Origin of the sequence: Streptomyces hirsutus, assembly GCF_001418415.1 — a bacterium.
Classification (GTDB): Bacteria; Actinomycetota; Actinomycetes; order Streptomycetales; family Streptomycetaceae; genus Streptomyces; species Streptomyces hirsutus.
The window spans coordinates 20,965-43,878 of the sequence record NZ_LIQT01000093.1 but is presented as its reverse complement, the minus strand read 5'-3'; the positions used below and the strand labels follow the sequence as shown (position 1 = coordinate 43,878).

Sequence of the window (22,914 nt, the reverse complement as noted above, 5' to 3'; positions counted from 1 at the left end):
TCAGATCCGCCACGGACCGGCCGGTCTGAGTAGCCGGTCCGTGGCGGATCTGAGTATCCCGACGGATGTGCGGAGCGCCGCGGACGCCGACCCTGTTCCCATGAGCGACACACCCCTCAAGCAGCAGAACACGGCGGCCTTCTACGGTCAGGCCGTCGCATCGTTCGCCATCGCCCTGGGGGCGACCGCCTTCGGCATCGTCCGGCTCGACGCCAACGCCTGGGTGCGCGGCTTCATGGCGATAGCCGTCCTGTACCTCGTCACCTCCGCCTTCACCCTGGCCAAGGTCATCCGTGACCGTCAGGAGGCCGGGCAGATCGTGAGCCGGGTGGACCAGGCGCGACTGGAGAAGCTCCTCGCGGAACACGACCCGTTCGAGAAGCTTTGAGCGCTCTGCGGCACGGTCCCCGCCCGCTCGGACGAGTGGGCGGGGACCGCTCCTAAGCGATCGCTCACCCTTGCCGGTATGGTGTTACCCCTGCCAGTGAATGAGGTGAGCGATGAGTACGGCGGAGGAGACGGCCGGCGCCGAGGCGCAGCCGTGGGGTGAGGTCACGCCCGACGCGGCCCGACGGCTGCTGCTCGCCGCCGTCGAGGCGTTCGCGGAGCGTGGCTACCACGCCACGACGACCCGCGACATCGCGGGCCGCGCCGGCATGAGCCCGGCCGCGCTCTACATCCACTACAAGACCAAGGAAGAGCTGCTCCACCGCATCAGCAGGATCGGCCACGAGAAGGCCCTGGACATCCTGCGCACCGCGGCCCGCGCCGAGGGCAGCCCGACCCGGCGCCTCGCCGAGGCCGTGAGCTCCTTCGTCCGCTGGCACGCCGGCGGGCGCACCACCGCACGGGTCGTGCAGTACGAACTCGACTCGCTCGGCCCCGATGCCCGCGCCGAGATCATCGCCCTGCGCCGGCTGGTCGACGCCGAGGTGCGCGGGATCATCGAGGAAGGGGTGCGCTCGGGCGAGTTCGACGTCCCCGACGTGCGGGGGACCACCCTCGCCGTGCTCTCCCTCTGCATCGACGTGGCGCGCTGGTTCAACGTCAACGGCTCCCGCACCCCCGAGGAGGTCGGCGCCCTCTACGCCGACCTCGTCCTGCGCATGGTCGGCGCCGAGCGCACGGACGCCGCCCGGGCGGAGTAGCGCACGACCCGCCGGGCCTCAGAGGTAGTACCGGGCCACCGACTCGGCCACGCACACCGGCTTGTCGCCGCCCTCGCGCTCCACGGTGAAGGCCGTGGTCACCTGGACGCCGCCCGCCACCTCGTCGACGGCGGTGACCTTCGCGGTGGCACGCACCCGCGACCCGACGGGGACGGGCGCGGGGAAACGCACCTTGTTCGTACCGTAGTTGACGCCCATCTTCACGCCCTCGACGGAGAGCAGCTGCGGGCCGAACAGCGGCAGCAGCGACAGCGTCAGATAGCCGTGCGCGATGGTCGTGCCGAACGGGCCCGCCGCGGCCCGCTCCGGATCGACGTGGATCCACTGGTGGTCGCCGGTGGCCTCGGCGAACAGGTCGATCCGCTTCTGGTCGACCTCCAGCCAGTCCGTGTACCCCAGCTGCTCGCCCACCGCCGCCTTCAGGTCGTCGACGGACGTGAAGATTCTCGGCTCTGCCATGTCCCGGCCTCCCGCGTCATGTGATCGCACGCGCCACCCGCGCGCATGCCTAAGCGACTGCTTAGCATGGTTGGCCGCACGGTCCTTGTCAACGGACCGGCGACCGCGTCGGGGTGGGTAGCCTTCGAGGCGTGCCTCAGATTCCGGAGAAGATCCACGAGCTCACGGTCGGCCAGCTGGCCGCGCGCAGCGGCGCCGCCGTCTCGGCCCTGCACTTCTACGAGTCCAAGGGCCTGATCAGCAGCCGGCGCACCTCGGGCAACCAGCGCCGCTACACCCGTGACACCCTGCGCCGGGTCGCCTTCATCCGGGCCGCCCAGCGGGTCGGCATCCCGCTCGCCACGATCCGCGGGGCGCTCGCCGAACTGCCCCAGGAACGCACCCCCACCCGGGACGACTGGGCCCACCTCTCCGAGGCGTGGCGCGCGGAGCTGGACGAGCGCATCAGGCAGCTCAACAGGCTGCGCGACCACCTCACCGACTGCATCGGCTGCGGCTGCCTCTCGCTGGACACCTGCGTCCTGTCCAACCCGGACGACGTCTCCGGCGACCGTCTGACGGGTTCCCGGCTGCTGGCCGAGAAGGGGTCCCCCGGGCCGGGCGCCCCGCAGGCCGGCACCGACACCGGCGCCGCGTGACAGTGGGGGCGCGGCATCCCCGGCGCACCCCCACACTCCTCAGGCCGACACCAGCACCTTCGACCGCCTGGCGTCCGCCAGCGCCTCGGTGGTCAGGACGGGGCGCGGCACCAGGATCCCGCAGTTCGCGCAGACCGGTCCCGCCGACGGCTCGTGGTCCAGGCCGTACCGCCACCTGAGCCGTTCCCCCCGGCACACGGGGCAGGCCGTACCCGGCTCGCGCTCCAGCGCGGCGATCAGCCGCCGCAGCACCTCGGCCAGCGGCTCCCGCGGATGCACTCCCGGGTCGTCGCACCAGGCCACACCGAAACCGCCCCAGGTCAGCCGGTGCCAGTCGTCCACACTGCCCGGCCTGCGCAGGCCGCCGTGCTTCTCCTTCCTGCGGCGCTCGGCGAACTCCACCTCGTAGCCCAGCCAGACCGCGCGGGCCTCCTCCAGCTCGTCCAGTGCGGCCACGAGCCGCGCCGGGTCGACGGAGCGGTCCTCGGGGTCGAATCCCGCACGCGCGCACAAATGGTCCCAGGTCGCCCTGTGCCCGTACGGAGCGAACCGCTCAAGGCACTTGCGCAGCGAATAGCGCCGCAGTGCCAGGTCGCACCGCGGATCTCGGACCTGTCTCGCCAGACTTCGGAAACCGGCCATCGTCCTGCACCTCCGTCACACCTGCACCTGTAATCCGGTCACTTCGGCGTCGTCGAACGGACGTCGTCGAATAGACGTATCGACAAGCGAATCGGCTCCATCCTTTTTCCGGCGGCCTCCCTCGGCCGGTCGCGCGGGGACTTGGGGCAACTCCCGTGACCCGTGCTTCAGTTGTGGTCCCCCACAGCGTCTCCGTGGTCCACTCCACGGTCATGTCCATGGTCACCTCCCCGGCGGTCCCGCTCACCGTCCCGGTCCTCGGCGGTTGCCCGGAACGGCCCGTGCGCATGCCCGGCGGGGACATCCCGGCACCGCGGCCCCGCCGGGGAGACGCCGTGCTGCGCGCAGCACCCTCGACAGACAGAGAACTCCCCGCGGCCTCCACGGGTTCCTGAAGGCCGCGGGGTTATGCGCGCCGATCGCGTCCCCGGTCGCACCGCCGTCCCCGAGAGCGTCGCCGGAGCGGTGTCCGTGCAGGTGACGGCGGTGGGAGGGCAGGCATGCGCCGAGCGCCCCGGACGGCGGCGGTCGGCCGTCGTCCGGGGCGCCGGTGTCCGAGGCGCGCTCAGCGGTACAGCAGGTACTCCCGCCGCGTCCGCCGGAACGCCGCCAGTTCCTCCCGCCAGCCGGCCACCACCTCGTCCGTGTCCGCGCCCGCGTCGATCATCGTGCGCACCCGCTCGGAGCCGGTGAGCTTGTCGATCCAGTGGTCCGGGCGCCAGGCGAACCCGCTCCACGTCCGTTTCGCGCTCACCAGGAGCCCCACACCCGTACGCACCGGATCGAACGCCTCCCGGTCGTGCACGTGGAGCTGCACACCTCCGACCGTCCTCCCCTGGAACTTGGAGAACGTGGGAGCGAAGTACGCCTCGCGCAGCCGCACGCCCGCCAGGCCCAGACCGTTCGCCTCGGCCGCCCAGCGCCCGTCGATCCCCTCCGCGCCCAGGAGCTCGAACGGTCGGGTCGTCCCGCGCCCCTCGGACAGGTTGGTGCCCTCGAACAGACACGTCCCCGCGTACACCAGGGCCGTCTCGGGCGTCGGCATGTTCGGGCTGGGCGGCACCCAGGGCAGCCCCGAGGCGTCGTAGAAGTCGGACCGCCGCCAGCCCGACATCCGTACCGTCTCCAGCCGCACCGGCTCGGCCAGGAACTCGGCGTTGAACAGCCGCGCCAGCTCCGCCACCGTCATCCCGTGCGCCTGCGCGATCGGCTGCCGCCCGACGAACGTCGCGAACTCCGGGTGCAGCACGGGCCCCAGGGCCGCCCGCCCGGTCACCGGGTTCGGCCGGTCGAGGACCACGAACCGTTTGCCCGCGAGCTGCGCCGCCTCCATGCAGTCGTACAGCGTCCAGATGTACGTGTAGAAGCGGGCGCCCGCGTCCTGGATGTCGAAGACGACCGTGTCGACGCCCGACGCGGTGAAGATGTCGGCGAGCGGCCGGCCGCTCTTCAGGTACGTGTCGTAGACGGGCAGTCCGGTCACCGGGTCGTCGTAGCGGCCCTCCGAGCCGCCCGCCTGCGCGGTGCCCCGGAAACCGTGCTCGGGGCCGAACACGGCGGTCAGGTCCACGCGGTCGTCGGCGTGCATGACGTCGACGATGTGCCGCACGTCCCGGGTGATGCCCGTCGGGTTGGTGACCACGCCGACCCGCTCCCCGTCGAGCGCCGCGTAACCGTCCGCGGCGAGCTGCTCGAAGCCGGTGCGCAGGCCCCGGCGCCCGGCCGCCGGGGCCGCCCGCCCGGACTCCGTGTGCCCTTCCGGGTGACCCGTACGGCCCTGGGCGAAGGCCGCCGGGGTCGCGGCGGCGGCCGCGAGGGTGGCTGTGGTGGTGGCGAACAGGCTCCGTCTGGACAGTCTCATACCGTGACCTCCGTGATCGCTGCCGGTGTCATGCTCACGCACGTTAACGCGCGTGAACCGCTCGGGGAACGAGCCGGACCGCCGCCGTTCGGCACTTCTCTTCCACCCTGCATACCGACCGGTTAGTCTGGCGCGACATGACGCGTCGCACGGCCACGTGGCCGTGCGGCCGAGGCGGCCACGTGGTCATGCCGTCACGTGACCGAGAAGCAACCGGGCAGCCGTGCCGAAGGAGCCGATGGTGGAAGCCGTACAGGGTGCGAAGGTGGTCGTCACGGGGGCCGGGGGCGGCATCGGGGCGGCACTCGCCCGCCGCTTCGCCGGCCAGGGGGCCCAGGTCGTCGTCAACGACCTGGACGCCGACCGGGCCAAGGCCGTCGCCGACGAGATCGGCGGCATCGCGGTCCCGGGCGACGCCTCGTCCGTCGTCCCCGACGCCCGCGACGCGCTCGGCGGCACGGTCGACGTCTACTGCGCCAACGCCGGTGTCGGCCGCGGTGGCGGGGAACCCGGCGAACCGCTCGACGAGCAGGGCTGGGCGCTCTCCTGGGACGTCAACGTCATGGCCCACGTCCGCGCGGCGCACGCGCTGCTCCCTCACTGGCTGGAGCGCGGCAGCGGCCGCTTCGTCTCCACCGTCTCCGCCGCCGGACTGCTCACCATGATCGGCACGGCCCCCTACAGCGTCACCAAGCACGGCGCCTACGCCTTCGCCGAGTGGCTGTCGCTGACGTACCGCCACCGAGGGGTGAAGGTCCACACGATCTGTCCTCAGGGCGTACGCACCGACATGCTCACCGCCAGCGGCAGCGCGGGCGACCTGGTCCTCGCACCGACCGCGATCGAGCCGGACGACGTGGCCGACGCGCTGTTCCGCGGCATCGACGAGGACCGCTTCCTGATCCTGCCGCACCCCGAGGTCGCCGAGTACTACCAGGCCCGCGCCGCCGACCCGGAGCGCTGGCTCGGCGGCATGAACCGCATCCAGCGGCACTGGGAGTCCACCCGGTGAAACCGGTACGCGGGGAGGTCCCGCACACCGCGATGCGGTCCTGCCCGACGCGCCGGGGCCGCGGGGTGGGAAGATCCCCGTCAGGGGGACGGACCGCGGGCCCCGGCCGAGGACGGCCGGCGGTACCGGCAGGGTCCGACGACGACAGGTAATGACACGGAAGGCAGGTGGCGGAAGTGCCCAGGACGACGGACGGCGACGGGCCCCCGGTGCCGCAGCGGCTCCTGGCCGCCGCCACCCGGCTCTTCGCCGAGCAGGGCTACGACCGCACTTCGGTGCAGGAGATCGTCGAGGCGGCCGGAGTCACCAAGGGTGCGCTCTACCACTACTTCGGCTCCAAGGACGACCTGCTGCACGAGGTCTACGCGCGCGTGCTGCGCGTCCAGCAGGAGCGTCTGGACGCCTACGCGAACGCCGACGAGCCGATCGAGGAGCGCCTGCGGGGCGCGGCGGCCGACGTCGTCGTCACGACGATCGAGAACCTCGACGACGCGTCGATCTTCTTCCGCTCCATGCACCATCTGAGCCCGGAGAAGAACAAGCAGGTACGGGCCGAGCGCCGCCGCTACCACGAGCGCTTCCGCGCGCTGGTCGAGGAAGGCCAGGCGGCGGGCGTGTTCTCCACGGCGACCCCGGCCGACCTGGTGGTGGACTACCACTTCGGCTCCGTCCACCACCTGTCGACCTGGTACCGCCCCGACGGCCCCCTCACCCCGCAGCAGGTCGCCGACCACCTCGCCGACCTGCTGCTGCGAGCCCTGCGGCCCTGAGGCGCCGGGGCCGCAGGCCCCGCAGGACCGGGGCCCGGGCGCCGAGGGCTAGCGGTACTTCTTGATCTCCCGCCGGGCCAGCGACCGCTGGTGCACCTCGTCCGGTCCGTCGGCGATCATCAGCGTCCGGGCGGCCGCGTACAGCTCGGCCAGCGGGTGGTCCTGGCTGACCCCGCCCGCCCCGTACAGCTGGATGGCCCGGTCGAGGATGCCGACGACCGTGCGCGGGGTCGCGATCTTGATGGCCTGGATCTCGGTGTGCGCGCCCCGGTTGCCGACCGTGTCCATCATCCAGGCCGTCTTCAGCACCAGCAGCCGCAGCTGCTCGACGGCGACCCGCGCGTCCGCGATCCAGTTCTGCACGACGCCCTGCTGGGCCAGCGACTTGCCGAAGGCGTCACGGGACACGGCCCGCCGGCACATCAGCTCGATCGCCCGCTCGGCCATGCCGATCAGCCGCATGCAGTGGTGGATCCGGCCGGGACCGAGCCGGGCCTGCGCGATGGCGAAGCCGCCGCCCTCCTCGCCGATCAGGTGCGACACCGGCACGCGCGCCTGGTCGAAGACCACCTCGGCATGGCCGCCGTGGTAGTGGTCCTCGTAGCCGAACACCCGCATGGCACGCGTGATCGTGACGCCCGGGGTGTCGCGCGGCACCAGGACCATGGACTGCTGGCGGCGGACGTCCGCCCCGCCCGGGTCGGTCTTGCCCATCACGATGAAGATCCTGCAGTCCGGGTGCATCGCCCCGGAGATGTACCACTTGCGGCCGGTGATGACGTACTCGTCGCCGTCCCGCTCGATCCGCGTGGTGATGTTGGTGGCGTCCGAGGAGGCCACGTCCGGCTCGGTCATCGCGAACGCCGAGCGGATCTCACCCGCCAGCAGCGGCTCCAGCCACTGCTTCTGCTGCTGCTCGTCGCCGAACTGCGTCAGCACCTCCATGTTGCCGGTGTCGGGCGCCGCGCAGTTCGTCGCCGTGGGCGCCAGCTGCGGGGAGCGGCCCATGATCTCGGCGAGCGGGGCGTACTGGAGGTTGGTGAGCCCGGCGCCGTACGCGGAGTCGGGCAGGAACAGGTTCCACAGGCCCTGCCTGCGCGCCTCGGCCTTGAGCTCCTCCACGACCGGAGGGTTCGCCCACGGGGAGTCCAGCGCGGCGCGCTGCTCGTCGGCGACCCGCTCGGCGGGGTGGACGTGCTCGTCCATGAAGGCGAGGAGCGCGGCCCGCAGTTCCTCGGTGCGCGCGTCGAACGTGAAGTCCATGGTTCAGTCCTTCCGGAGGCCTTCGCGAAGCGTGGTCAGACCGTGCTCGATGAAGACGGGGACGAGATCGCCGATGCGGTCGAAGCCGGGGCCGACGGTCTGCCCCAGCGTGTAGCGGTAGTGGATGCCCTCGAGGATCACCGCGAGCTTGAACCAGGCGAACGCCGTGTACCAGGCGACCCCGGAGACGTCGCGGCCCGAACGGGCGGCGTACCGCTCGATCAGCTCGGCGGGCGACGGATGCCCCGGGGCCTCGGCGGTCGTGGAGACCGGGGAGTCGGGCGTGCCCAGCGGCATGCCGTACATCACCAGCAGGCCGAGGTCGGTCAGCGGGTCGCCGAGGGTGGACATCTCCCAGTCGAGGACCGCCCGGATCGAGTCGACGCCCTCGTCGGTGCTCGCGATCAGGACGTTGTCCAGGCGGTAGTCGCCGTGCACCACGGCCGGCGCGGGGGAGCGGGGCAGCTCCCGGCCGAGCGCGGCGTGCAGTTCGTCGATCCCGGCCAGCTCCCGGTTGCGGGAGGCGTCCAGCTGCTTGCCCCAGCGCCGCAGCTGCCGGTCCAGGAAGCCCTCGGGGCGGCCGAAGTCGGCCAGGCCCACCTCACCGGGGTCCACCGCGTGCAGGTCGACCAGCGTGTCCACCAGGGCGAGCACCGCCTGCCGGGTGCGCTCCGCGCCGAGCGGCGCCAGCTGGTCCGCCGTCCGGTACGGGGTGCCCTCGACGAACTCCATGACGTAGAAGGGCGCCCCGAGCACCTCCTCGTCCTCGCACAGCAGCACGGTGCGGGGCACCGGGACGGGAGTGGGGTGCAGCGCGCTGATCACGCGGTGCTCGCGCCTCATGTCGTGCGCGGTGGCCAGGACGTGCCCGAGCGGGGGACGCCGTACCACCCACTTCGCGGTGCCGTCGGAGACCGCGTAGGTGAGGTTCGACCTGCCGCCCTCGATCAGCCGGCCGGAGAGCGGGCCGTTCACCAGACCGGGCCGCTCCCGGCCGAGCAGCGCGCCCAGCCGGTCGAGATCCAGTCCGGGCGGGTGGTCGGGGCTCATACTCGCTCCTACGGGCCGGTGACAGTACTCGACATATGATGCCGACCAGTCGGTATGCCGTCCAGAGTGAGGGGGAAACGTGATCGGGGCCACGGGGAAAGTCCGCCTCCCGCCGGCGTGCCGCAGGGCCGCCGTGGCGTGAACGGCCCGGCCCGGTCCTCCGGCTCCGGCATTCCACTTGCGCGGCGGGAGACGGCGGCGAAGGCTCTACCCCATGAAGGCGATCAGCTATGCGCGGTACGGCGGCCCCGAGGTACTCGAACTCACGGAGATGCCGGAGCCCCGGGTCGGCCCCGACACGGTGCTCGTGAAGGTGCGGGCGGCCGCCGTCAACCCGGTCGACTGGAAGTGCCGCGAAGGCTACCTCGACCAGATCCTGGCCCCCGTCTTCCCCGTGGTCCCGGGCTGGGACGTCTCGGGCGTGGTGGTACGGCCGGGCGCCGCCGTCCCCGAGTTCGCCGCCGGCGACGAGGTCATCGGCTATGTGCGCGAGGACTTCCTCTCCCGTGGCACCTTCGCCGAGTACGTGGCCGCCCCGGTACGGGCCCTCGCGCGCAAGCCGCGCAACCTGTCCTTCGAGGAGGCCGCGGGACTGCCCCTCGCGGGACTCACCGCCTACCAGGTGCTGCACAGGGCCCTGCGGGTGAAGCGGGGCGAGACCGTCCTGGTGCACGCCGCGGCCGGCGGCGTCGGCTCCATCGCCGTCCAGCTCGCCGCACATCTCGGCGCCCGCGTCCTCGGCACGGCGAGCGAGCGCAACCACGACTTCGTCCGAAGCCTGGGCGGGGAGCCGGTGGCCTACGGCGACGGCCTCGCCGAACGGCTGCGGGGGTCGGCCCCGGCCGGCGTGGACGCCGTGTTCGACTCGGTCGGCGGTGACGCCCTGAAGGCCTCCGCCACCGCCCTGGCCTCCGAGGGCCGGCTCGCGTCGATCGCCGACCCCGCCGTCGTGGAGTACGGCGGCAGTTACTGGTTCGTCCGCCCGGACCCGCAGGATCTCGGGCACCTGTCCGAACTGGCGGAACAGGGCGTGGTGAGCGTGCACGTCTCCGAGGCGTTCCCGCTGGAACGCGCGGCGGACGCCCACCGCCTCAACCAGGAGGGCCGGACCAGGGGGAAGATCGTGGTGACGGTGGACGGGTAGGCGGTGGACGAAGGAGCGGAGGGGCGGGCGACGGCCGGTAGGCCGGCCGTACGTCGGCCCTGAAGGACGCTCGTACGTCAGCCCTGAAGGACGAGGGTCGCCCCGCACACGGCCAGGGCCGCGGTGCACAGCACCGCGGCGGTGAGGTGCCGCGGGGCGGGGGCGGCCGGGGTGCCGGTGGCCGAGAGGGTGCGGATCCGGCGGTGGGCGATCAGGAGGAACCCCAGCCAGCAGGCGCAGCACAGCGCGCACAGGACCACGGTGGGGGCCGAGACCCCGCCGTGCAGCGCGGTCCGGACCGCCAGCACGGTGGCGACCGTGGCCGCCAGGGTCGTACGGCGCCACGCGAGCCGGGTCCGCTCGGGCTGCAGCCCCGGGTCCCGGCCCTCCCGTACCCCGGTCGGCCCGGTCATCCGCCCCACCCGACGAGCACCACGACGACCATCGCCACCGCGACGACGGCGACGACGAGGCTCAGCAGCACCGGGAACCGGGACACCGGCAGATCTTCCCCGCGCCGCATGGCCCGCTCGCAGCGCACCCAGTGGTTGACCGCGCGCAGCGCGCACAGCACCCCCGCGGCGAGCAGCGCCAGCGCGAGCCCGACCCGCCAGCCCCAGCGCAGGTCCGGCAGGAACTGGTCCACCGCGAAGCCGCCGCCGACCAGTGCGAGCGCGGTCCGCAGCCAGGCCAGGAACGTGCGTTCGTTCGCCAGCGAGAACCGGTAGTCGGGCGTGTCCCCCTCCTGCCGCACGTCCTGGGGCGCGAACCACAACCGGACGTTCCGCATGAAGTCGATCACTTTGCGACCCTATCCGGGGGCCCGGACGCGGGCACGGCCGGTGCGGCTCACAGGCTCGGGCCGTCCAACTGCCCGCGGTGGGCCCTGAGGCGCTCGTACGCCTCCAGACCGTCCGGAGCCCACGCCCATGCGCCCAGACGGCGCTCCAGCTCCTGCTCGGTCAGGAAGGTGTGCCAGGCCACCTCCTCGACCTGGGGCTTCACCGGCAGGTCGCAGCGGACCTCGTGGACCGCCGACCACCAGCTCCCCCTGTCGCCGTCGTAGAGGAACTTGAAGAGGAACACGGGCTGCGGCAGCCCGGACACGCCCAGTTCCTCCTCGGCCTCCCGCAGGGCCGCCTCGGCGTAGCTCTCGCCGGTGCCCACGACCCCGCCGACGAACATGTCGTACAGGGAGGGGTGGACGAGCTTGGTCGCCGTGCGCCGGTGCACGAAGATCCGGTCCTCGGCATCCCTGACCAGGATGAAGGCGCAACGGTTCCGCAGTCCCCGCGCGTAGGCCTCACCGCGAGGGGACCGCCCGACCACCCGGTCGTTCTCGTCGACGATGTCGAGGATCTCGTCAGCATTCATACGGCCATCCAAGCAGTGGCGCCGGTCCTCGCCCGGCGCGGGCCCGACCGCTCATCCCATCCGCACATCGCCCATGTGCGCGGTCTTGGCCACCCCCGGCGGCATCGCGGGATGCAGTCCCAGCAGCACGATGCCCACGACGATCGCCGCGAGCCCGCACGCCTCCCAGGCCAGCGCCCCCGTGTCGGTGCGCAACCGGTCCCCGAGGAAGCCGACGCCGCAGGCGATCCCGGCCAGCGGCTGGGCCGCGGTCAGGGCCGGCAGGGACATCCGCAGGGGCGCGGTCTCGAAGGCGCTCTGCACGAGCACCAGCCCCGTCACACCCAGCGCCAGCACCGCGTACGGCTGCCATCCGCTCAGCAGCCCCGCGAGGCCCCCGTCGGTGAAGCGCTGCCCGCTCACCCGGGTCAGCGCGTCCTGCACGCCGTAGAGCAGGCCCGCGGCCAGCGCCAGCAGTGCCGGACCCACGGTGAGCCGGGACCGCTTGGCGCACCCCGTGAGCAGCATGGCCAGCCCGACCGTGCCGCCGATGATCAGCCAGTGCCGCAGCGGATCCGTGAGCGCACGGCCGCCCGTCGGCTGTCCCGCGACGACGAACGCGGTCACCCCGCCGGCGAGCAGCGCGAGGCCCGCCCAGCCCTGGAGGCCCAGGGACTGGCCCGTCTGGTGCCGGGAGAGCGTCAGCGCGAACAGCAGGTTCGTCGCCAGCAGCGGCTCCACCAGCGACAGCTCGCCGTGGCCCAGGGCCGCCGCGCCGAGTGCCATGCCGGCCACCATGAGGGCCATGCCGCCCAGCCAGCGGGGCACCTTCATCAGGTCGAGAAGGAGCCGGGGGGAGAGGAAATCACCGAGCGGTGCCCGCTGCGCCGCGTTCTGCTGGAGGACGAAACCGAAGCCCAGGCAGCACGCGGCACTCACGGCGAGTACCAGTACCGGAACCGACACGCTGCGTACCTCGATGATCGTGCGGGGTGACGGACGCGTGAGGCCGACTCTAGTGCCCCAACAGGCGATGTTCGCCCCGTCGCGACGCCCGGCACGCGCCCCCGAGCTCTCGGCTTCGCTCGAGCAGGGAGGTACCCCCTTCGCCGCACCGGCCGAAAGTCCAAGTACGTCCAGTACGAGGACTTCCGGCCGGCACGCCGAGAGCACGCACCGGACGCCGCTCCTTGACGGGCGAACATCGCCTGCCGGGGCACTGGCCACCACTCGCCCGCGACGCCTCCGTCCGGGGCGCGGGGAATACCGGCCGCCTCACGCCGCCTGCGTGACCTTTCGGCTCGGGGCTTCACAAGTCGCCTGTTTGTGAACGCAGTTGACGCGTGTAATGCATGGGGCGCCCTTGACGTGATCTGTTGGCTGACGGTTTGCTGTGAGTGATCGGCTCATGGCAATCGGCAGCCGACCACTGCCGTACCGACCACCCGTCGTGAGCCGACGACCACAAGAAGAGCGCGTGAGGAAGTCCGCGGTGCCCCCACCCCCGCCTCCCCTCGGCCGTGTCCGCAGACGGGCGGCACAGGCCTTCGACGAGGCCCTCGACGACGAAGAACTCGTCGCCGCGCGAGCCGCGCTGGCACAGGGCCGGTGGCAGAACAGCCGCTCGTTGTTGGTGCGCACGGGGGACGACTGGGACCGCCGCGGCCACCGGATCACGGTGCTCGCCCGGGAGTCCACCTGCGCCGCCTGGGCCCGCGACTGGCTGCTCGCCGAACCCGACTCCGGGGACGGGGCCGTCCTGCTCGCCCTGGCCCAGGTGCGGCGCGCCCTGCGCGGCAAGGACAAGCCCGACCGCGCGCGCGAGGCCTGCCACCGGGCCGCCACCGTGCTGCCCGCCGACCCCACCCCCTGGCTCGGCCTGCTCCTGCTGGAGTGCGCCCAGGGGGCCGACGGCGACGCGGTCCGCGTCTTCGAGCAGATCCGCTCCCGGTACGCGGACCACCACCACGCCCACCATCTGGTGGTCGCCTGGCTCGCCGAACGCCGGTTGGAGGCGGGCCCGGACCCGCTGCACGAGGTCTACGACTTCGCCAACTGGTCCGCGGAGCAGGCGCCCGCGGACTCGCCCCTGGCGATCCTGCCGGTCATCGCGCACGCCGAGCGCTACCGCGCCCTCGCCGCCGCCGGTCACGAGCGCGCCGACCCGGCCGCATCCGGCCACTGGGCGGGCCGCCGTGCCCGGCAGGTGATGAAGGCCGCCTTCGACTGGTGGCTGGAGTGGGAGCACGAAGAGCATCCGCGCCGCCTGATCGACCTGAACTTCCTCGCCCACGCCAAGGTCTGCGAGGGCCGGGGCGCCGAGGCCGCCGCCCTGTTCCACCGGATCGGCGACAAGGTCACCCCGGTCCCCTGGTCGTACCCGGACCGCGACCCGCTCACCGCTTTCCGCACCGCGCGGATCGCCGCCCTCGGCACCGGGTGACCCCCGCGACCCCGCGGAACCCGGCCCGCTCCACCCGCCACGCTCCACCCACCGCGCAGCTCCCACTCCCGACCCAAGGACGGTTCTCCCGATGACGACGGACAGTTCGCGCAGTGCGCGCACGAGCAGATCCGCAGCGGACGGCATCAGCACCTTCAAGGGGCAGGAGCGCGCCCTGCGTGCCGACCGTCTCGGCACGGGCGGTCTGCTGCTCTCCGTGCTCGCCGCGACCGCTCCCCTCATGGTGGTCGCGGGTGTCATGCCCACCACATTCGCGGTGATGGGCATCGTGGGCCAGCCGCTGCTCTTCGTCGTCCTCGGCGTCGTGCTGGTGCTGTTCAGCCTCGGATACGCCGAGATGAGCCGGCACGTCCACAACGCCGGAGCCTTCTACGCGTACATCTCCCGCGGCCTCGGCGGCACCGCCGGCGCGGGCGCCGCGATGGTCGCGCTGGTCGCCTACAACGCCCTCCAGGTCGGCATCTACGGCATCTTCGGCTTCGAGGTGTCGGGACTCTTCGCCACCTACGCCGACCTCGAGGTCGCCTGGTGGATACCGTCGCTGGTGGCCCTCGCCGCCGTCGGCGCGCTGGGCTGGCTGAAGATCGACGTGAACGCGCGCGTGCTCGGCGTCCTGCTGGTCATCGAGGTGCTCCTGGTCGTCGTCTTCGACATCGCCGCCATCGCCGACCCGGGCAAGGAAGGGCTGTCGCTGCACGCCTTCAACCCGGACACCCTCACCGGCGCCGGCGTCGGCACCGCCCTGTGCTTCTGCATCGCGGCCTTCCTCGGCTTCGAACAGGCCCCGGTGTACGCCGAGGAGACCAGCAGGCCGCACGTCCTGGTGCCGCGCGTGATGTTCCTGGCCGTCACGGGCGTCGCCGTGTTCTTCGCGATCAGCAGCTGGGCCCTCACCGTCGCCACCGGTCCCGCGGGCATCGTCGCCACCTCGCAGGAGCAGAGCGCGGGACTGCTGTTCTTCCTCACCGAGTCCCGGCTCGGCGGCACCTTCACGGACGTCCTGCACATCCTCTTCGTCACCGGCATGTTCGCCGCCATGCTCAGCTTCCACAACGTCGTCGCCCGGTACGCCTTCGCCATGGGCCGCGAGGGCCTGCTGCCCTCCGCCTTCGGCCGCACCACCGGCACCAGCGGAGCCCCCGGCACCGGGTCGCTGCTCCAGACGGGCATCGCCGCGGTGCTCGTCCTCGCCTTCGCGGTCACCGACGACAAGCCGGCCGGCGACCCGACCGCACCCGTCCTGCACCTGTTCACCTGGTTCGGCAACATCGGCGCGCTCGGCGTGATCGTCCTGATGGCGATCGCCTCGCTGTCCGTCGTGGTCTTCTTCGTCCGCCGCGGTGCCGCGGGCGCCCAGGCCTGGCGGCTGGTCACCTCGGCGCTGGCGGGCCTCGCCCTGGCCGTGATCGCCGGCTACACCGTCAAGGACTTCGACGTGCTCGTCGGCGCCGGCCCCGGCTCCGTCCTGAGCCTGCTGCTGCCCGGCATCATCGGGCTGGCCCTCGTCGCCGGCCTGGTCCAGGGCCTGGTCCTGCGCTCCCGCGCCCCCGGGACGCACGCCCGGATCGGGCTCGGCAACGAGGCGTTCCAACTGGACAAGGAAGCCGAGCGCACGCCGTAGCCCGCACCGGAGTGCGGACGGGGCAGCCCGCCGCGCGGCCGGGAAGCTTACGGAAGTCCGACGGGCACCCGCGAACCCTGGTCCCCACGGGACGCGGGTGCTCGAATGGAACAGTGAACTCCGAACGACCGGAAAGCCGGGAACGGCCGGAAGCACGCGAACAGCCGGACGAGGCGGCGCCCGACGGCCGGGGCAGGCCCATCGGCCGCCGTGTCTTCCTGGGCACCCTCGGACTCGGCGCCCTCGGCGTGGCCGCCGCCCCCGGACTCCAGCGCGGCCTGGAGTCCTTCCTCGCCGGAGCGTCCGACAAGGACCCCACCGGCCTGACCGGACTGCTCCCGAACGGCGGCGGCTTCCGCTACTACTCCGTCACCTCGTCCGTCCCGCGGAAGAGCGCCGGGACCTACCGCCTCACCGTCGACGGCCTGGTCGACCGTCCCCGCGCCTACACCCTCGCCGACCTCAGGGCCCTGCCGCAGACCCGCATGGTCCGCGACGTCCAGTGCGTCACCGGCTGGCGGGTGCCCCGCACCCCGTTCGAGGGGGTGCGCCTGTCCCGGCTCCTGGACGCGGCGGGCGTGCGCGCCACGGCCGGGGCGGTGCGCTTCACCTGCTTCGACGGCGCCTACTCGGAGAGCCTCACCCTCGCCCAGGCCCGCCGGGCGGACGTCCTGGTCGCCCTGCGCATGCAGGACGAGGATCTGGGCCACGCCCACGGTGGCCCGGTCCGCCTCTACGTCGCCCCCATGTACTTCTACAAGTCGGCCAAGTGGCTCTCCGGCATCACCGTCACCGAGGACGTCGAACCCGGCTACTGGGAGGAGCGCGGCTACGACATCGACGCCTGGGTCGGCCGCTCGAACGGACGCGACGATGAGCCCACGAACTGACCTGCCGCCCACCGCCACCGGTGCCACCGGCGTCCCGCGCTTCACCCGCACCGTGCGGTGGGTGCACCGCACCACGGCCGTGCTGATGGGCCTCTGCGTGTTCACCGCCGCCTGCCTGTACGTCCCCCAGCTCGCCCAGTCGGTCGGGCGCCGCGCCCTGGTGGTCACCGTCCACCAGTGGTCCGGGCTCGCGCTGCCGGGGCCGGCCCTGGCCGGACTGCTCTCCCGGGCCTTCCGTGCCGACCTGGGCCGCCTGAACCGTTTCGGCCCGCACGACCGCACGTGGCTGCGGGCCGCGCTGCGCCGCGACAAAAGCCCCTCGCGGCGGCCGGCCGGCAAGTTCAACGCCGGACAGAAGATCTACACGGCCTGGATCGCCGGTGCCACGCTGGTGATGCTCGGCACCGGCCTGATGATGTGGTTCACCCACCTCACCCCGCTGGTGTGGCGCACCAGCGCGACCTTCGTCCACGACTGGCTGGCGCTCACCCTCGGCATCGTCCTCGCCGGCCATGTCGGCATGGCCCTGGCCGACCCGGAGGCCCGCCGGGGCATGCGCACCGGAACCGTCGGCCGGGACTGGGCGCGGCGCGAGCACCCGCTGTGGCGGCCCTGAGCACAGGGCGAACGGCCGCGACCGCGGCACCGCGTGGGCGGTGCCGCGGTCGCGGCCGTATCGGACGGTCGGTCAGGTGATCAGCCGGACGACCGGCTGTGGTGACCGGCCTCGGTGACCCGCTTCGGTGATCAGCTAAATGACCAACGACAGCAGCAGCACCAGCGCTCCGGCGACCACCGAGATGATCGTCTCCATCACCGACCAGGTCTTGATGGTCTGGCCGACGCTCAGTCCGAAGTACTCCTTCACCAGCCAGAAGCCGGCGTCGTTGACATGGCTGAAGAAGACCGAGCCGGCGCCGATGGCCAGCACCAGCAGGGCGGCGTGCGTGGTCGACAGGTCGGCCGCCAGCGGTGCCACCAGGCCGGCCGCCGAGATGGTCGCCACGGTCGCGGAACCGGTCGCCAGCCGGATCGCCACCGCGATCAGCCAGCCGAGCAGCAGGGCCGGTATCGCCCAGTCCGCGGAGATGTCGAGGATCATCTGGCCGACGCCCGAGTCGATCAGCGTCTGCTTGAAGCCGCCGCCGGCGCCGACGATGAGCAGGATGCCCGCGATCGGGGCGAGTCCCTTCTCGACCAGTCCCGAGATCCGCTCCTTGCTGAATCCGGCGGGCAGGACCAGCGTGAAGATGCCGAGGAGCACGGACGCGAGCAGGGCGATCATCGGGGAGCCGATGACGTTGAACACGCGCTGAACGCCGTTCTCCGGGTTGTCGACGACGATCTCGACCAGGGCCCTGCCCAGCATCAGCACGACCGGCAGCAGAATGGTCGCCAGCGTCGGACCGAACCCGGGACGCTTCTCCAGGTCCTCGGAGGGGCGCTGCGGGATCATCCGGTCCGGGGCGGGGACGTCCACCCAGCGGGCGGCGTACTTGGAGAAGACCGGACCGGCGATGATCACCGTCGGGATGGCGATGAGCACACCCAGCGCGAGCGTCACGCCGAGGTTGGCGTCGAGCGCGTCGATCGCGACCAGCGGGCCGGGGTGCGGAGGCACCAGGCCGTGCATCACGGACAGACCGGCGAGCGCCGGGATGCCGATCCGCATCAGCGAGTAGTTGCCGCGCTTGGCGACGATCAGCACGACCGGGATCAGCAGGACGACGCCGACCTCGAAGAACAGCGGCAGACCGATCACCGAGGCGATCAGCACCATCGCCCACGGCATGGTGCGGCCCTTGGCCCTGGCGAGGATCGTGTCGACGATCTGGTCGGCGCCGCCCGAGTCGGCGAGCATCTTGCCGAGGATCGCTCCGAGGGCGATGAGCACGCCGACACCGGCGACGGTGGAACCGAGGCCCGTGCTGAAACTGGTGATGACCTTGTCCAGCGGCGCCCCGGCGAACGCGCCGAGCGCCAGCGAACCGATGGTCAGCGCCAGGAAGGCGTGCAGCTTGAATTTGGTGATGAGCAGAACGATGACGGCGATACCCGCCAGGACTGCGATGCCCAGCTGTGCGTGGCCGGCCGAGGTGATGGACTCGGGTACGTCCGCTGCCAGCATCTCGACACTGAGACTGGTCACGGTGAATTCCTTGTGAGTACGGGGAGGAAGAAAATCAGGGAGAGGACCGGGGCGATGGGGGCGTCCCGGGGTTCATGGGGTCCGGCAGCGGCAGGCGGAGTCGGCTCGGACGGAAGGGGGCCGACCGGCGAAGGCGACTTCGGCCGGCAGCTACGAGGTCGCCCCGGAGAGGTTCGCGAGGGCGGCGACCGCCTGCTCGGTGATCTCCTCGGGGCTGCCCGAGACCTCCACGGCGACCCCGGCCTCGTCCGGCTCCAGCGGCTGGAGCGTGGCGAATTGGGAGTCGAGCAGGGCCGTGGGCATGAAGTGCCCCTCGCGGTGCGACATCCGGTCCTCGATGAGCGCGCGGTCACCGGTGAGGTGGACGAAGACCACGCCGGGTGCCGCAGCCCGCAGCCGGTCGCGGTACGACCGCTTCAGCGCCGAGGAGCTGACCACCCCGCCGAGTCCGGCACGTCCGTGCGCCCACTCGCCGATGGCGTCCAGCCAGGGCCAACGGTCCTCGTCGTCGAGCGGGGTGCCCGCCGACATCTTGGCGATGTTGGCCGGCGGGTGGAAGTCGTCGCCCTCGGCGTACGGGACGCCGTACCGGGCCGCGAGCAGGGGACCGATGGTGGTCTTGCCGGTGCCCGCGACGCCCATGACCACTACGACATGGGGGGTGTTCATCGCTGCCTCACTGTCTGCTGTCGTCGTCGACAACCTGATGTCGAGGCAACTGAAACCTAAAGGTACGACAAAAACAAGACCTTGTGATGAATAAGTCTGACCTTTGGTTCCGGTGATCCGCCCCGTACTCTGAGTGCATGAGCAACACGGGCCGGGGACTGCACGGCCACGTACTGGACACCCTCGGCCCCGAGATCACGGCGGGCGCATACCCGCCCGGGAGCGTCCTGCGCACCGACGAACTCGCCCAGCGTTTCGAGGTGTCGCGCTCCGTGATGCGTGAAGTGGTGCGCGTCCTGGAGTCCATGCGCCTGGTCGAGTCCCGGCGCCGCGTGGGCGTCACGGTCCGCCCGGCCTGCGACTGGAACGTGTACGACCCCCAGGTCATCCGCTGGCGACTGGCCGGTGCGGACCGCCCCCGGCAACTGCGCTCGCTCACGGTGCTGCGCTCGGCCGTCGAACCGGTCGCGGCGGGGCTCGCCGCCCGCAACGCCACCGCCGAGCAGTGCGCCGAACTCACCGAGTGCGCCCTCGGCATGGTCGCCAACTCGCGCGGCCACCGGCTGGAGGGGTACCTCTTCCACGACATGGCCTTCCACCGGGTGATCCTCACCGCGTCCGGCAACGACATGTTCGCCCGCCTCGGCGACGTCGTCGCCGAGGTCCTGGCCGGCCGCACCCATCACGACGTGATGTTCGACGACCCCGACCCGGCCGCGGTCACCCTGCACGTCCAGGTCGCCGAAGCGGTCCGCGAGCGCGACGCCGCCCGCGCGGAGAAGCTGACCCGCGAGATCACCGTGGGTGCCCTCCAGGAACTGGATATCCTGGCGCCGTGACCGGCCGGGCCGCGTCGGGGCGTCGCCTCGTCCGGCCGACGGAGACCAGGGCGGCCGGAGCCGGAAGCGTCCGGCTCCGGCCGCGCCGGCGAACGGAGCGTTGTCCTGGTTGCTAAGCGGAACAGTGTTCCGCTCTGTCGGCGGCGGCCCGAAGCGAGGGCTGGATGCGCCCGGCGGGTGGGAGCCCGCCGACGGGCTCAGCTCAGGAACTCCCCGTCGACGTACACCCACGCCCCGTCCACCCGCTCGAAGCGGCTCCGCTCGTGCAGCGAGCCGCCTCGGTAGGACGCCCGGAAGGTCACCGTCCCGGTGGAGTGGAAGGCGGAGCCGCCGGCCGTCTCCAGGATCTCCAGCCCGCTCCACCGCATCCCGGGATCGAGGTCGACCCGCTCCGGCCGCGTCCGCGGATGCCAGGTCCGCAGCAGATAACCGGCGTCCAGCCGGACGAAGGCGCAGTACCGCGACCGCATCAGCCGCTCGGCGGTCGGCGCGGCGGCCGTCCCCGCGTGGAAGCGGCCGCAGCACGCCTCGTAGGTCTCGGGGAGCCCGCAGGGGCAGGAGCGAGTGGTCATGGCGGCTATTTTGCCCGGTCGGTTCCGAGTCTTGACGGCGGTCCGCGAGGTGGTGCGGGGCCGAGCTCTTGGGATGTCCTGTCCCTGCCGGTCCGTCGGATGGTGACTGGCGGTTTCATCCGCATGAACGGCTCTGTGTCTCATGCGGAACTGACGTGGAACTGACTGGTGCGGTTGGGACGTTGGCGGCTCGGAGGGGACAGAGCGGTCTGTGATTTTGGACAGGCGGATGGCGGAGTGACGATCGCCATGTCGCCGGATCATTGATTACGAGAGGGTGGGAAATGGTCGATTTTCATGGCCTCGGGGAACGCGGGGGAGACCTCGCGGCAGAAGACTGCGGACATCATGAGGAGGAAGGTCGGCCGGTCGGCCGACGCGACCTGCACCGTGGTGCGCTGTTCACCGTGGAGGCAGCGGAGAAAGCTTGGAGGCTGGGAGCATTGGACCCCTTTCTGGGGCCCGCTGTCCGTCGGCAGTTGACCACTTTCTGCGATCTGAGCGACGCCGCGGAAACGGAGACGCAAGTCGCGGAGAGCGCGTCGGTGATGTCTCGTATCGCTGTCGACTACGGCGAGCTGCGGCAGTCCTTGCTGCGGGACAACAGGCAGACCGAGGACGAGCCTCCGTGGCGCACTCTTCGGAACGGTACGATCGCCGTGCGCCTGCGCCTGCGCCGACGCCTTCGGCATCATGAGGCGCTCGTCCTGACCCAGGACAGCCGTGCTTCGTCGGTGCAGGCACAGCAGTGGACCTTCACTGTGCTCTCCCGTCCGATCGATCCGGACAGTCGGGCAACCGACTTCGCGGTCACCCTCCACCAGAGACGCGGCGATGTCGACGAGAGTCTGTATCGGGCAGATGGTCCAAAAGAGTTGAAGGAGTCCGAGGATTTGGTGCAGCAGATGCTCTACGGGCTCTCGTCCTTGGGAGTGGGCCTTGACTCGGACGTGGGACGAGAGTGCCCGGGCGTAGGACAGCGGGGAAGAATCATCTTCCTGGAGCCAAGTGACGAATGGCATGTGCAGTGTCATGTCTGCGGGGTGAAGTGGGCAGGAGGGAGTGACATCCTTTCGGAGCACGAAGACCGGCGGTACGGCTTCTGGTAGTGCTCTGACCGCGATGGTTCACCGGGTTGCGGTTCGCGTTGGTGGGTGCGGGGCCGGTTGGATGTGAGCCGACAGGCCGTCCAACAGGTGGAGGCTTGGTGGCAGAGCCCGTTCGAATCCGCAGGCTGACCGATCAGGAGGGGCAGCGGCTGCAGCAGATCGTGCGCTGAGGCAGCACCAACTCGGTGCGCTACCGGCGGGCGATGATGCTGTTGGCCTCGGCCGGCGGGAACCGTGTGCCGGTCATCGCCCAACTGGTCCAAGCCGACGAGGACACGGTCCGCGACGTGATCCACCGGTTTAACGAGATCAGGCTTGCCTGCCTGGACCCTCAGTGGGCGGGAGGCCGTCCCCGCCTGCTCAGTCCTGACGAGGAGAACTTCGTCGTGGCGACGGCCACCACTCGCCCGGCCAAGCTCGGCCAGCCCTTCAGCCGCTGGTCGCTCCGCAAACTCGTCGCCTATCTGCGCAAGGCCCACGGCCGGGTGATCCGTATCGGCCGCGAAGCCCTGCGCTGCCTTCTCGCCCGCCGCGGTATCACCTTCCAGCGGACCAAGACCTGGAAGGATTCCACCGACCCCGAGCGCGACGCCAAACTGGACCGCATCGAGCACGTTCTGGAGCACTTCCCCGACCGCGTTTTCGCGTTCGACGAGTTCGGCCCGCTGGGTATCCGCCCCACCGGTGGGTCCTGCTGGGCCAGGCGGGGCCGCCCCGACCGGGTCCCGGCGACGTACCACCACACTCATGGGGTGACCTACTTCCATAGCTGCTACTCGGTCGGCGACGACACCCTGTGGGGCATCAACCGCCGCCGCAAGGGAGCCGTGAACTCCCTGACCGTGCTGAAGTCGATCCGCGCCGCGCGTCCGGACGGCGTCCCGATCTACGTGATCATGGACAACCTCTCCGCACACAAGGGCACCAAGATCCGCGCCTGGGCGAAGAAAAACAAGGTGGAGCTGTGCTTCACCCCGACCAACGCCTCCTGGGCCAACCCCATCGAGGCCCACTTCGGACCGCTGCGGCAGTTCACCCTGGCCAACTCCCACCATCCGAACCACACGGTTCAGACCCGTGCTCTGCACGCTTACCTGCACTGGCGCAACGCCAACGCCCGCCACCCCGACGTCCTGGCCGCCCAACGCCGCGAGCGTGCTCGTATCCGCAGTGAGAAGGGCATCCGCTGGGGCGGACGCCCCCGCTCAGCCGCAGCATGACCGGGCCCGGTGAGCCGTCC

General features: G+C 71.6%; 24 protein-coding genes and 1 pseudogene. 13 read left to right on the top strand and 12 right to left on the bottom strand.

What is annotated here, in order from left to right:
* Positions 1–100 precede the first annotated feature (100 nt).
* Positions 101–388, top strand: a complete 288-nt coding sequence (locus AOK11_RS08350) for a YiaA/YiaB family inner membrane protein (protein ID WP_055593008.1) — start codon at positions 101–103, stop codon at positions 386–388.
* Between the two features lie 112 nt (positions 389–500).
* Positions 501–1,148, top strand: a complete 648-nt coding sequence (locus AOK11_RS08345; protein ID WP_055593007.1) for a TetR/AcrR family transcriptional regulator — start codon at positions 501–503, stop codon at positions 1,146–1,148.
* Positions 1,149–1,166: 18 nt separating this feature from the next.
* Here AOK11_RS08345 and AOK11_RS08340 read toward each other — a convergent pair whose 3' ends face one another.
* A complete protein-coding gene (locus tag AOK11_RS08340; RefSeq protein ID WP_055593006.1) occupies positions 1,167–1,628 on the bottom strand; it encodes a MaoC family dehydratase in 462 nt (153 codons plus the stop codon).
* Between the two features lie 131 nt (positions 1,629–1,759).
* Here AOK11_RS08340 and soxR point away from each other — a divergent pair, with 131 nt between their 5' ends.
* Positions 1,760–2,266, top strand: coding sequence for a redox-sensitive transcriptional activator SoxR (soxR, locus tag AOK11_RS08335; RefSeq protein WP_055593005.1), 507 nt, complete (start codon positions 1,760–1,762; stop codon positions 2,264–2,266).
* 39 nt (positions 2,267–2,305) lie between these two features.
* Here soxR and AOK11_RS08330 read toward each other — a convergent pair whose 3' ends face one another.
* Positions 2,306–2,908: a hypothetical protein gene (locus tag AOK11_RS08330; protein WP_055593004.1), complete on the bottom strand. Its 603-nt coding sequence runs from the start codon at positions 2,906–2,908 to the stop codon at positions 2,306–2,308.
* Positions 2,909–3,473: 565 nt separating this feature from the next.
* On the bottom strand, positions 3,474–4,769 hold the full coding sequence (locus AOK11_RS08320; RefSeq protein WP_206188801.1) for an exo-beta-N-acetylmuramidase NamZ family protein: 1,296 nt from the start codon (positions 4,767–4,769) through the stop codon (positions 3,474–3,476).
* 238 nt (positions 4,770–5,007) lie between these two features.
* Here AOK11_RS08320 and AOK11_RS08315 point away from each other — a divergent pair, with 238 nt between their 5' ends.
* The gene (locus tag AOK11_RS08315) at positions 5,008–5,781 is read left to right on the top strand and encodes an SDR family oxidoreductase (RefSeq protein ID WP_055593001.1); all 774 of its coding nucleotides are present in this window, start codon (positions 5,008–5,010) and stop codon (positions 5,779–5,781) included.
* A 176-nt stretch (positions 5,782–5,957) separates the two neighbouring features.
* The gene (locus AOK11_RS08310; protein WP_055593011.1) at positions 5,958–6,551 is read left to right on the top strand and encodes a TetR/AcrR family transcriptional regulator; all 594 of its coding nucleotides are present in this window, start codon (positions 5,958–5,960) and stop codon (positions 6,549–6,551) included.
* A gap of 48 nt (positions 6,552–6,599) precedes the next feature.
* Here the strand turns inward: AOK11_RS08310 and AOK11_RS08305 are convergent, their stop codons facing one another.
* Both AOK11_RS08305 and AOK11_RS08300 read right to left on the bottom strand, forming a co-directional pair.
* A complete protein-coding gene (locus tag AOK11_RS08305; RefSeq protein WP_055593000.1) occupies positions 6,600–7,814 on the bottom strand; it encodes an acyl-CoA dehydrogenase family protein in 1,215 nt (404 codons plus the stop codon).
* A gap of 3 nt (positions 7,815–7,817) precedes the next feature.
* Positions 7,818–8,864 (bottom strand): phosphotransferase family protein, encoded by a 1,047-nt coding sequence (locus AOK11_RS08300; RefSeq protein ID WP_055592999.1) that lies wholly within the window; start codon positions 8,862–8,864, stop codon positions 7,818–7,820.
* Positions 8,865–9,078: 214 nt separating this feature from the next.
* Between AOK11_RS08300 and AOK11_RS08295 the strand changes: the two genes are divergently transcribed.
* Complete coding sequence (locus AOK11_RS08295; RefSeq protein ID WP_055592998.1) at positions 9,079–10,008, top strand: NADP-dependent oxidoreductase; 930 nt, start codon at positions 9,079–9,081, stop codon at positions 10,006–10,008.
* 77 nt (positions 10,009–10,085) lie between these two features.
* Here AOK11_RS08295 and AOK11_RS08290 read toward each other — a convergent pair whose 3' ends face one another.
* From AOK11_RS08290 to AOK11_RS08275, 4 genes are read right to left on the bottom strand one after another with little or no spacing between them, the layout of a single operon-like run.
* The gene (locus AOK11_RS08290) at positions 10,086–10,421 is read right to left on the bottom strand and encodes a DUF202 domain-containing protein (protein ID WP_055592997.1); all 336 of its coding nucleotides are present in this window, start codon (positions 10,419–10,421) and stop codon (positions 10,086–10,088) included.
* On the bottom strand, positions 10,418–10,810 hold the full coding sequence (locus tag AOK11_RS08285) for a YidH family protein (RefSeq protein WP_055592996.1): 393 nt from the start codon (positions 10,808–10,810) through the stop codon (positions 10,418–10,420). Before AOK11_RS08285 ends, AOK11_RS08290 begins: the two co-directional genes overlap by 4 nt.
* Before the next feature lie 47 nt (positions 10,811–10,857).
* Positions 10,858–11,382, bottom strand: coding sequence for an NUDIX hydrolase (locus AOK11_RS08280; protein ID WP_055592995.1), 525 nt, complete (start codon positions 11,380–11,382; stop codon positions 10,858–10,860).
* Positions 11,383–11,433: 51 nt separating this feature from the next.
* Entirely contained in the window at positions 11,434–12,327 is an 894-nt protein-coding gene (locus AOK11_RS08275) for a DMT family transporter (RefSeq protein ID WP_055592994.1), read from the bottom strand.
* A gap of 526 nt (positions 12,328–12,853) precedes the next feature.
* Between AOK11_RS08275 and AOK11_RS08270 the strand changes: the two genes are divergently transcribed.
* From AOK11_RS08270 to AOK11_RS08255, 4 genes are all read left to right on the top strand, one after another.
* Positions 12,854–13,804, top strand: a complete 951-nt coding sequence (locus tag AOK11_RS08270; protein ID WP_055592993.1) for a hypothetical protein — start codon at positions 12,854–12,856, stop codon at positions 13,802–13,804.
* Between the two features lie 91 nt (positions 13,805–13,895).
* Complete coding sequence (locus AOK11_RS08265; RefSeq protein ID WP_055592992.1) at positions 13,896–15,446, top strand: APC family permease; 1,551 nt, start codon at positions 13,896–13,898, stop codon at positions 15,444–15,446.
* Between the two features lie 113 nt (positions 15,447–15,559).
* Positions 15,560–16,336 (top strand): molybdopterin-dependent oxidoreductase, encoded by a 777-nt coding sequence (locus AOK11_RS08260; protein ID WP_055592991.1) that lies wholly within the window; start codon positions 15,560–15,562, stop codon positions 16,334–16,336.
* Positions 16,320–16,952 carry a cytochrome b/b6 domain-containing protein gene (locus AOK11_RS08255; protein WP_055592990.1) on the top strand — a complete coding sequence of 211 codons (633 nt, stop codon included), beginning with the start codon at positions 16,320–16,322 and terminating at the stop codon, positions 16,950–16,952. The genes AOK11_RS08260 and AOK11_RS08255 overlap by 17 nt, the downstream gene beginning before the upstream one ends.
* Positions 16,953–17,087: 135 nt before the next feature.
* On the opposite strand, the gene AOK11_RS08250 is transcribed toward AOK11_RS08255, so the two are convergent.
* Positions 17,088–18,485 carry a GntT/GntP/DsdX family permease gene (locus AOK11_RS08250; protein WP_055592989.1) on the bottom strand — a complete coding sequence of 466 codons (1,398 nt, stop codon included), beginning with the start codon at positions 18,483–18,485 and terminating at the stop codon, positions 17,088–17,090.
* Between the two features lie 150 nt (positions 18,486–18,635).
* Positions 18,636–19,154, bottom strand: a complete 519-nt coding sequence (locus AOK11_RS08245; protein WP_055592988.1) for a gluconokinase — start codon at positions 19,152–19,154, stop codon at positions 18,636–18,638.
* Positions 19,155–19,291: 137 nt separating this feature from the next.
* Between AOK11_RS08245 and AOK11_RS08240 the strand changes: the two genes are divergently transcribed.
* A complete protein-coding gene (locus AOK11_RS08240) occupies positions 19,292–19,993 on the top strand; it encodes a FadR/GntR family transcriptional regulator (RefSeq protein ID WP_055592987.1) in 702 nt (233 codons plus the stop codon).
* 197 nt (positions 19,994–20,190) lie between these two features.
* Here AOK11_RS08240 and AOK11_RS08235 read toward each other — a convergent pair whose 3' ends face one another.
* The gene (locus tag AOK11_RS08235) at positions 20,191–20,565 is read right to left on the bottom strand and encodes a YchJ family protein (protein WP_055592986.1); all 375 of its coding nucleotides are present in this window, start codon (positions 20,563–20,565) and stop codon (positions 20,191–20,193) included.
* A gap of 284 nt (positions 20,566–20,849) precedes the next feature.
* Here AOK11_RS08235 and AOK11_RS08230 point away from each other — a divergent pair, with 284 nt between their 5' ends.
* A complete protein-coding gene (locus tag AOK11_RS08230; protein ID WP_157869302.1) occupies positions 20,850–21,674 on the top strand; it encodes a hypothetical protein in 825 nt (274 codons plus the stop codon).
* 98 nt (positions 21,675–21,772) lie between these two features.
* A pseudogene (locus AOK11_RS08225) lies at positions 21,773–22,894 on the top strand (IS630 family transposase).
* Positions 22,895–22,914 lie beyond the last annotated feature (20 nt).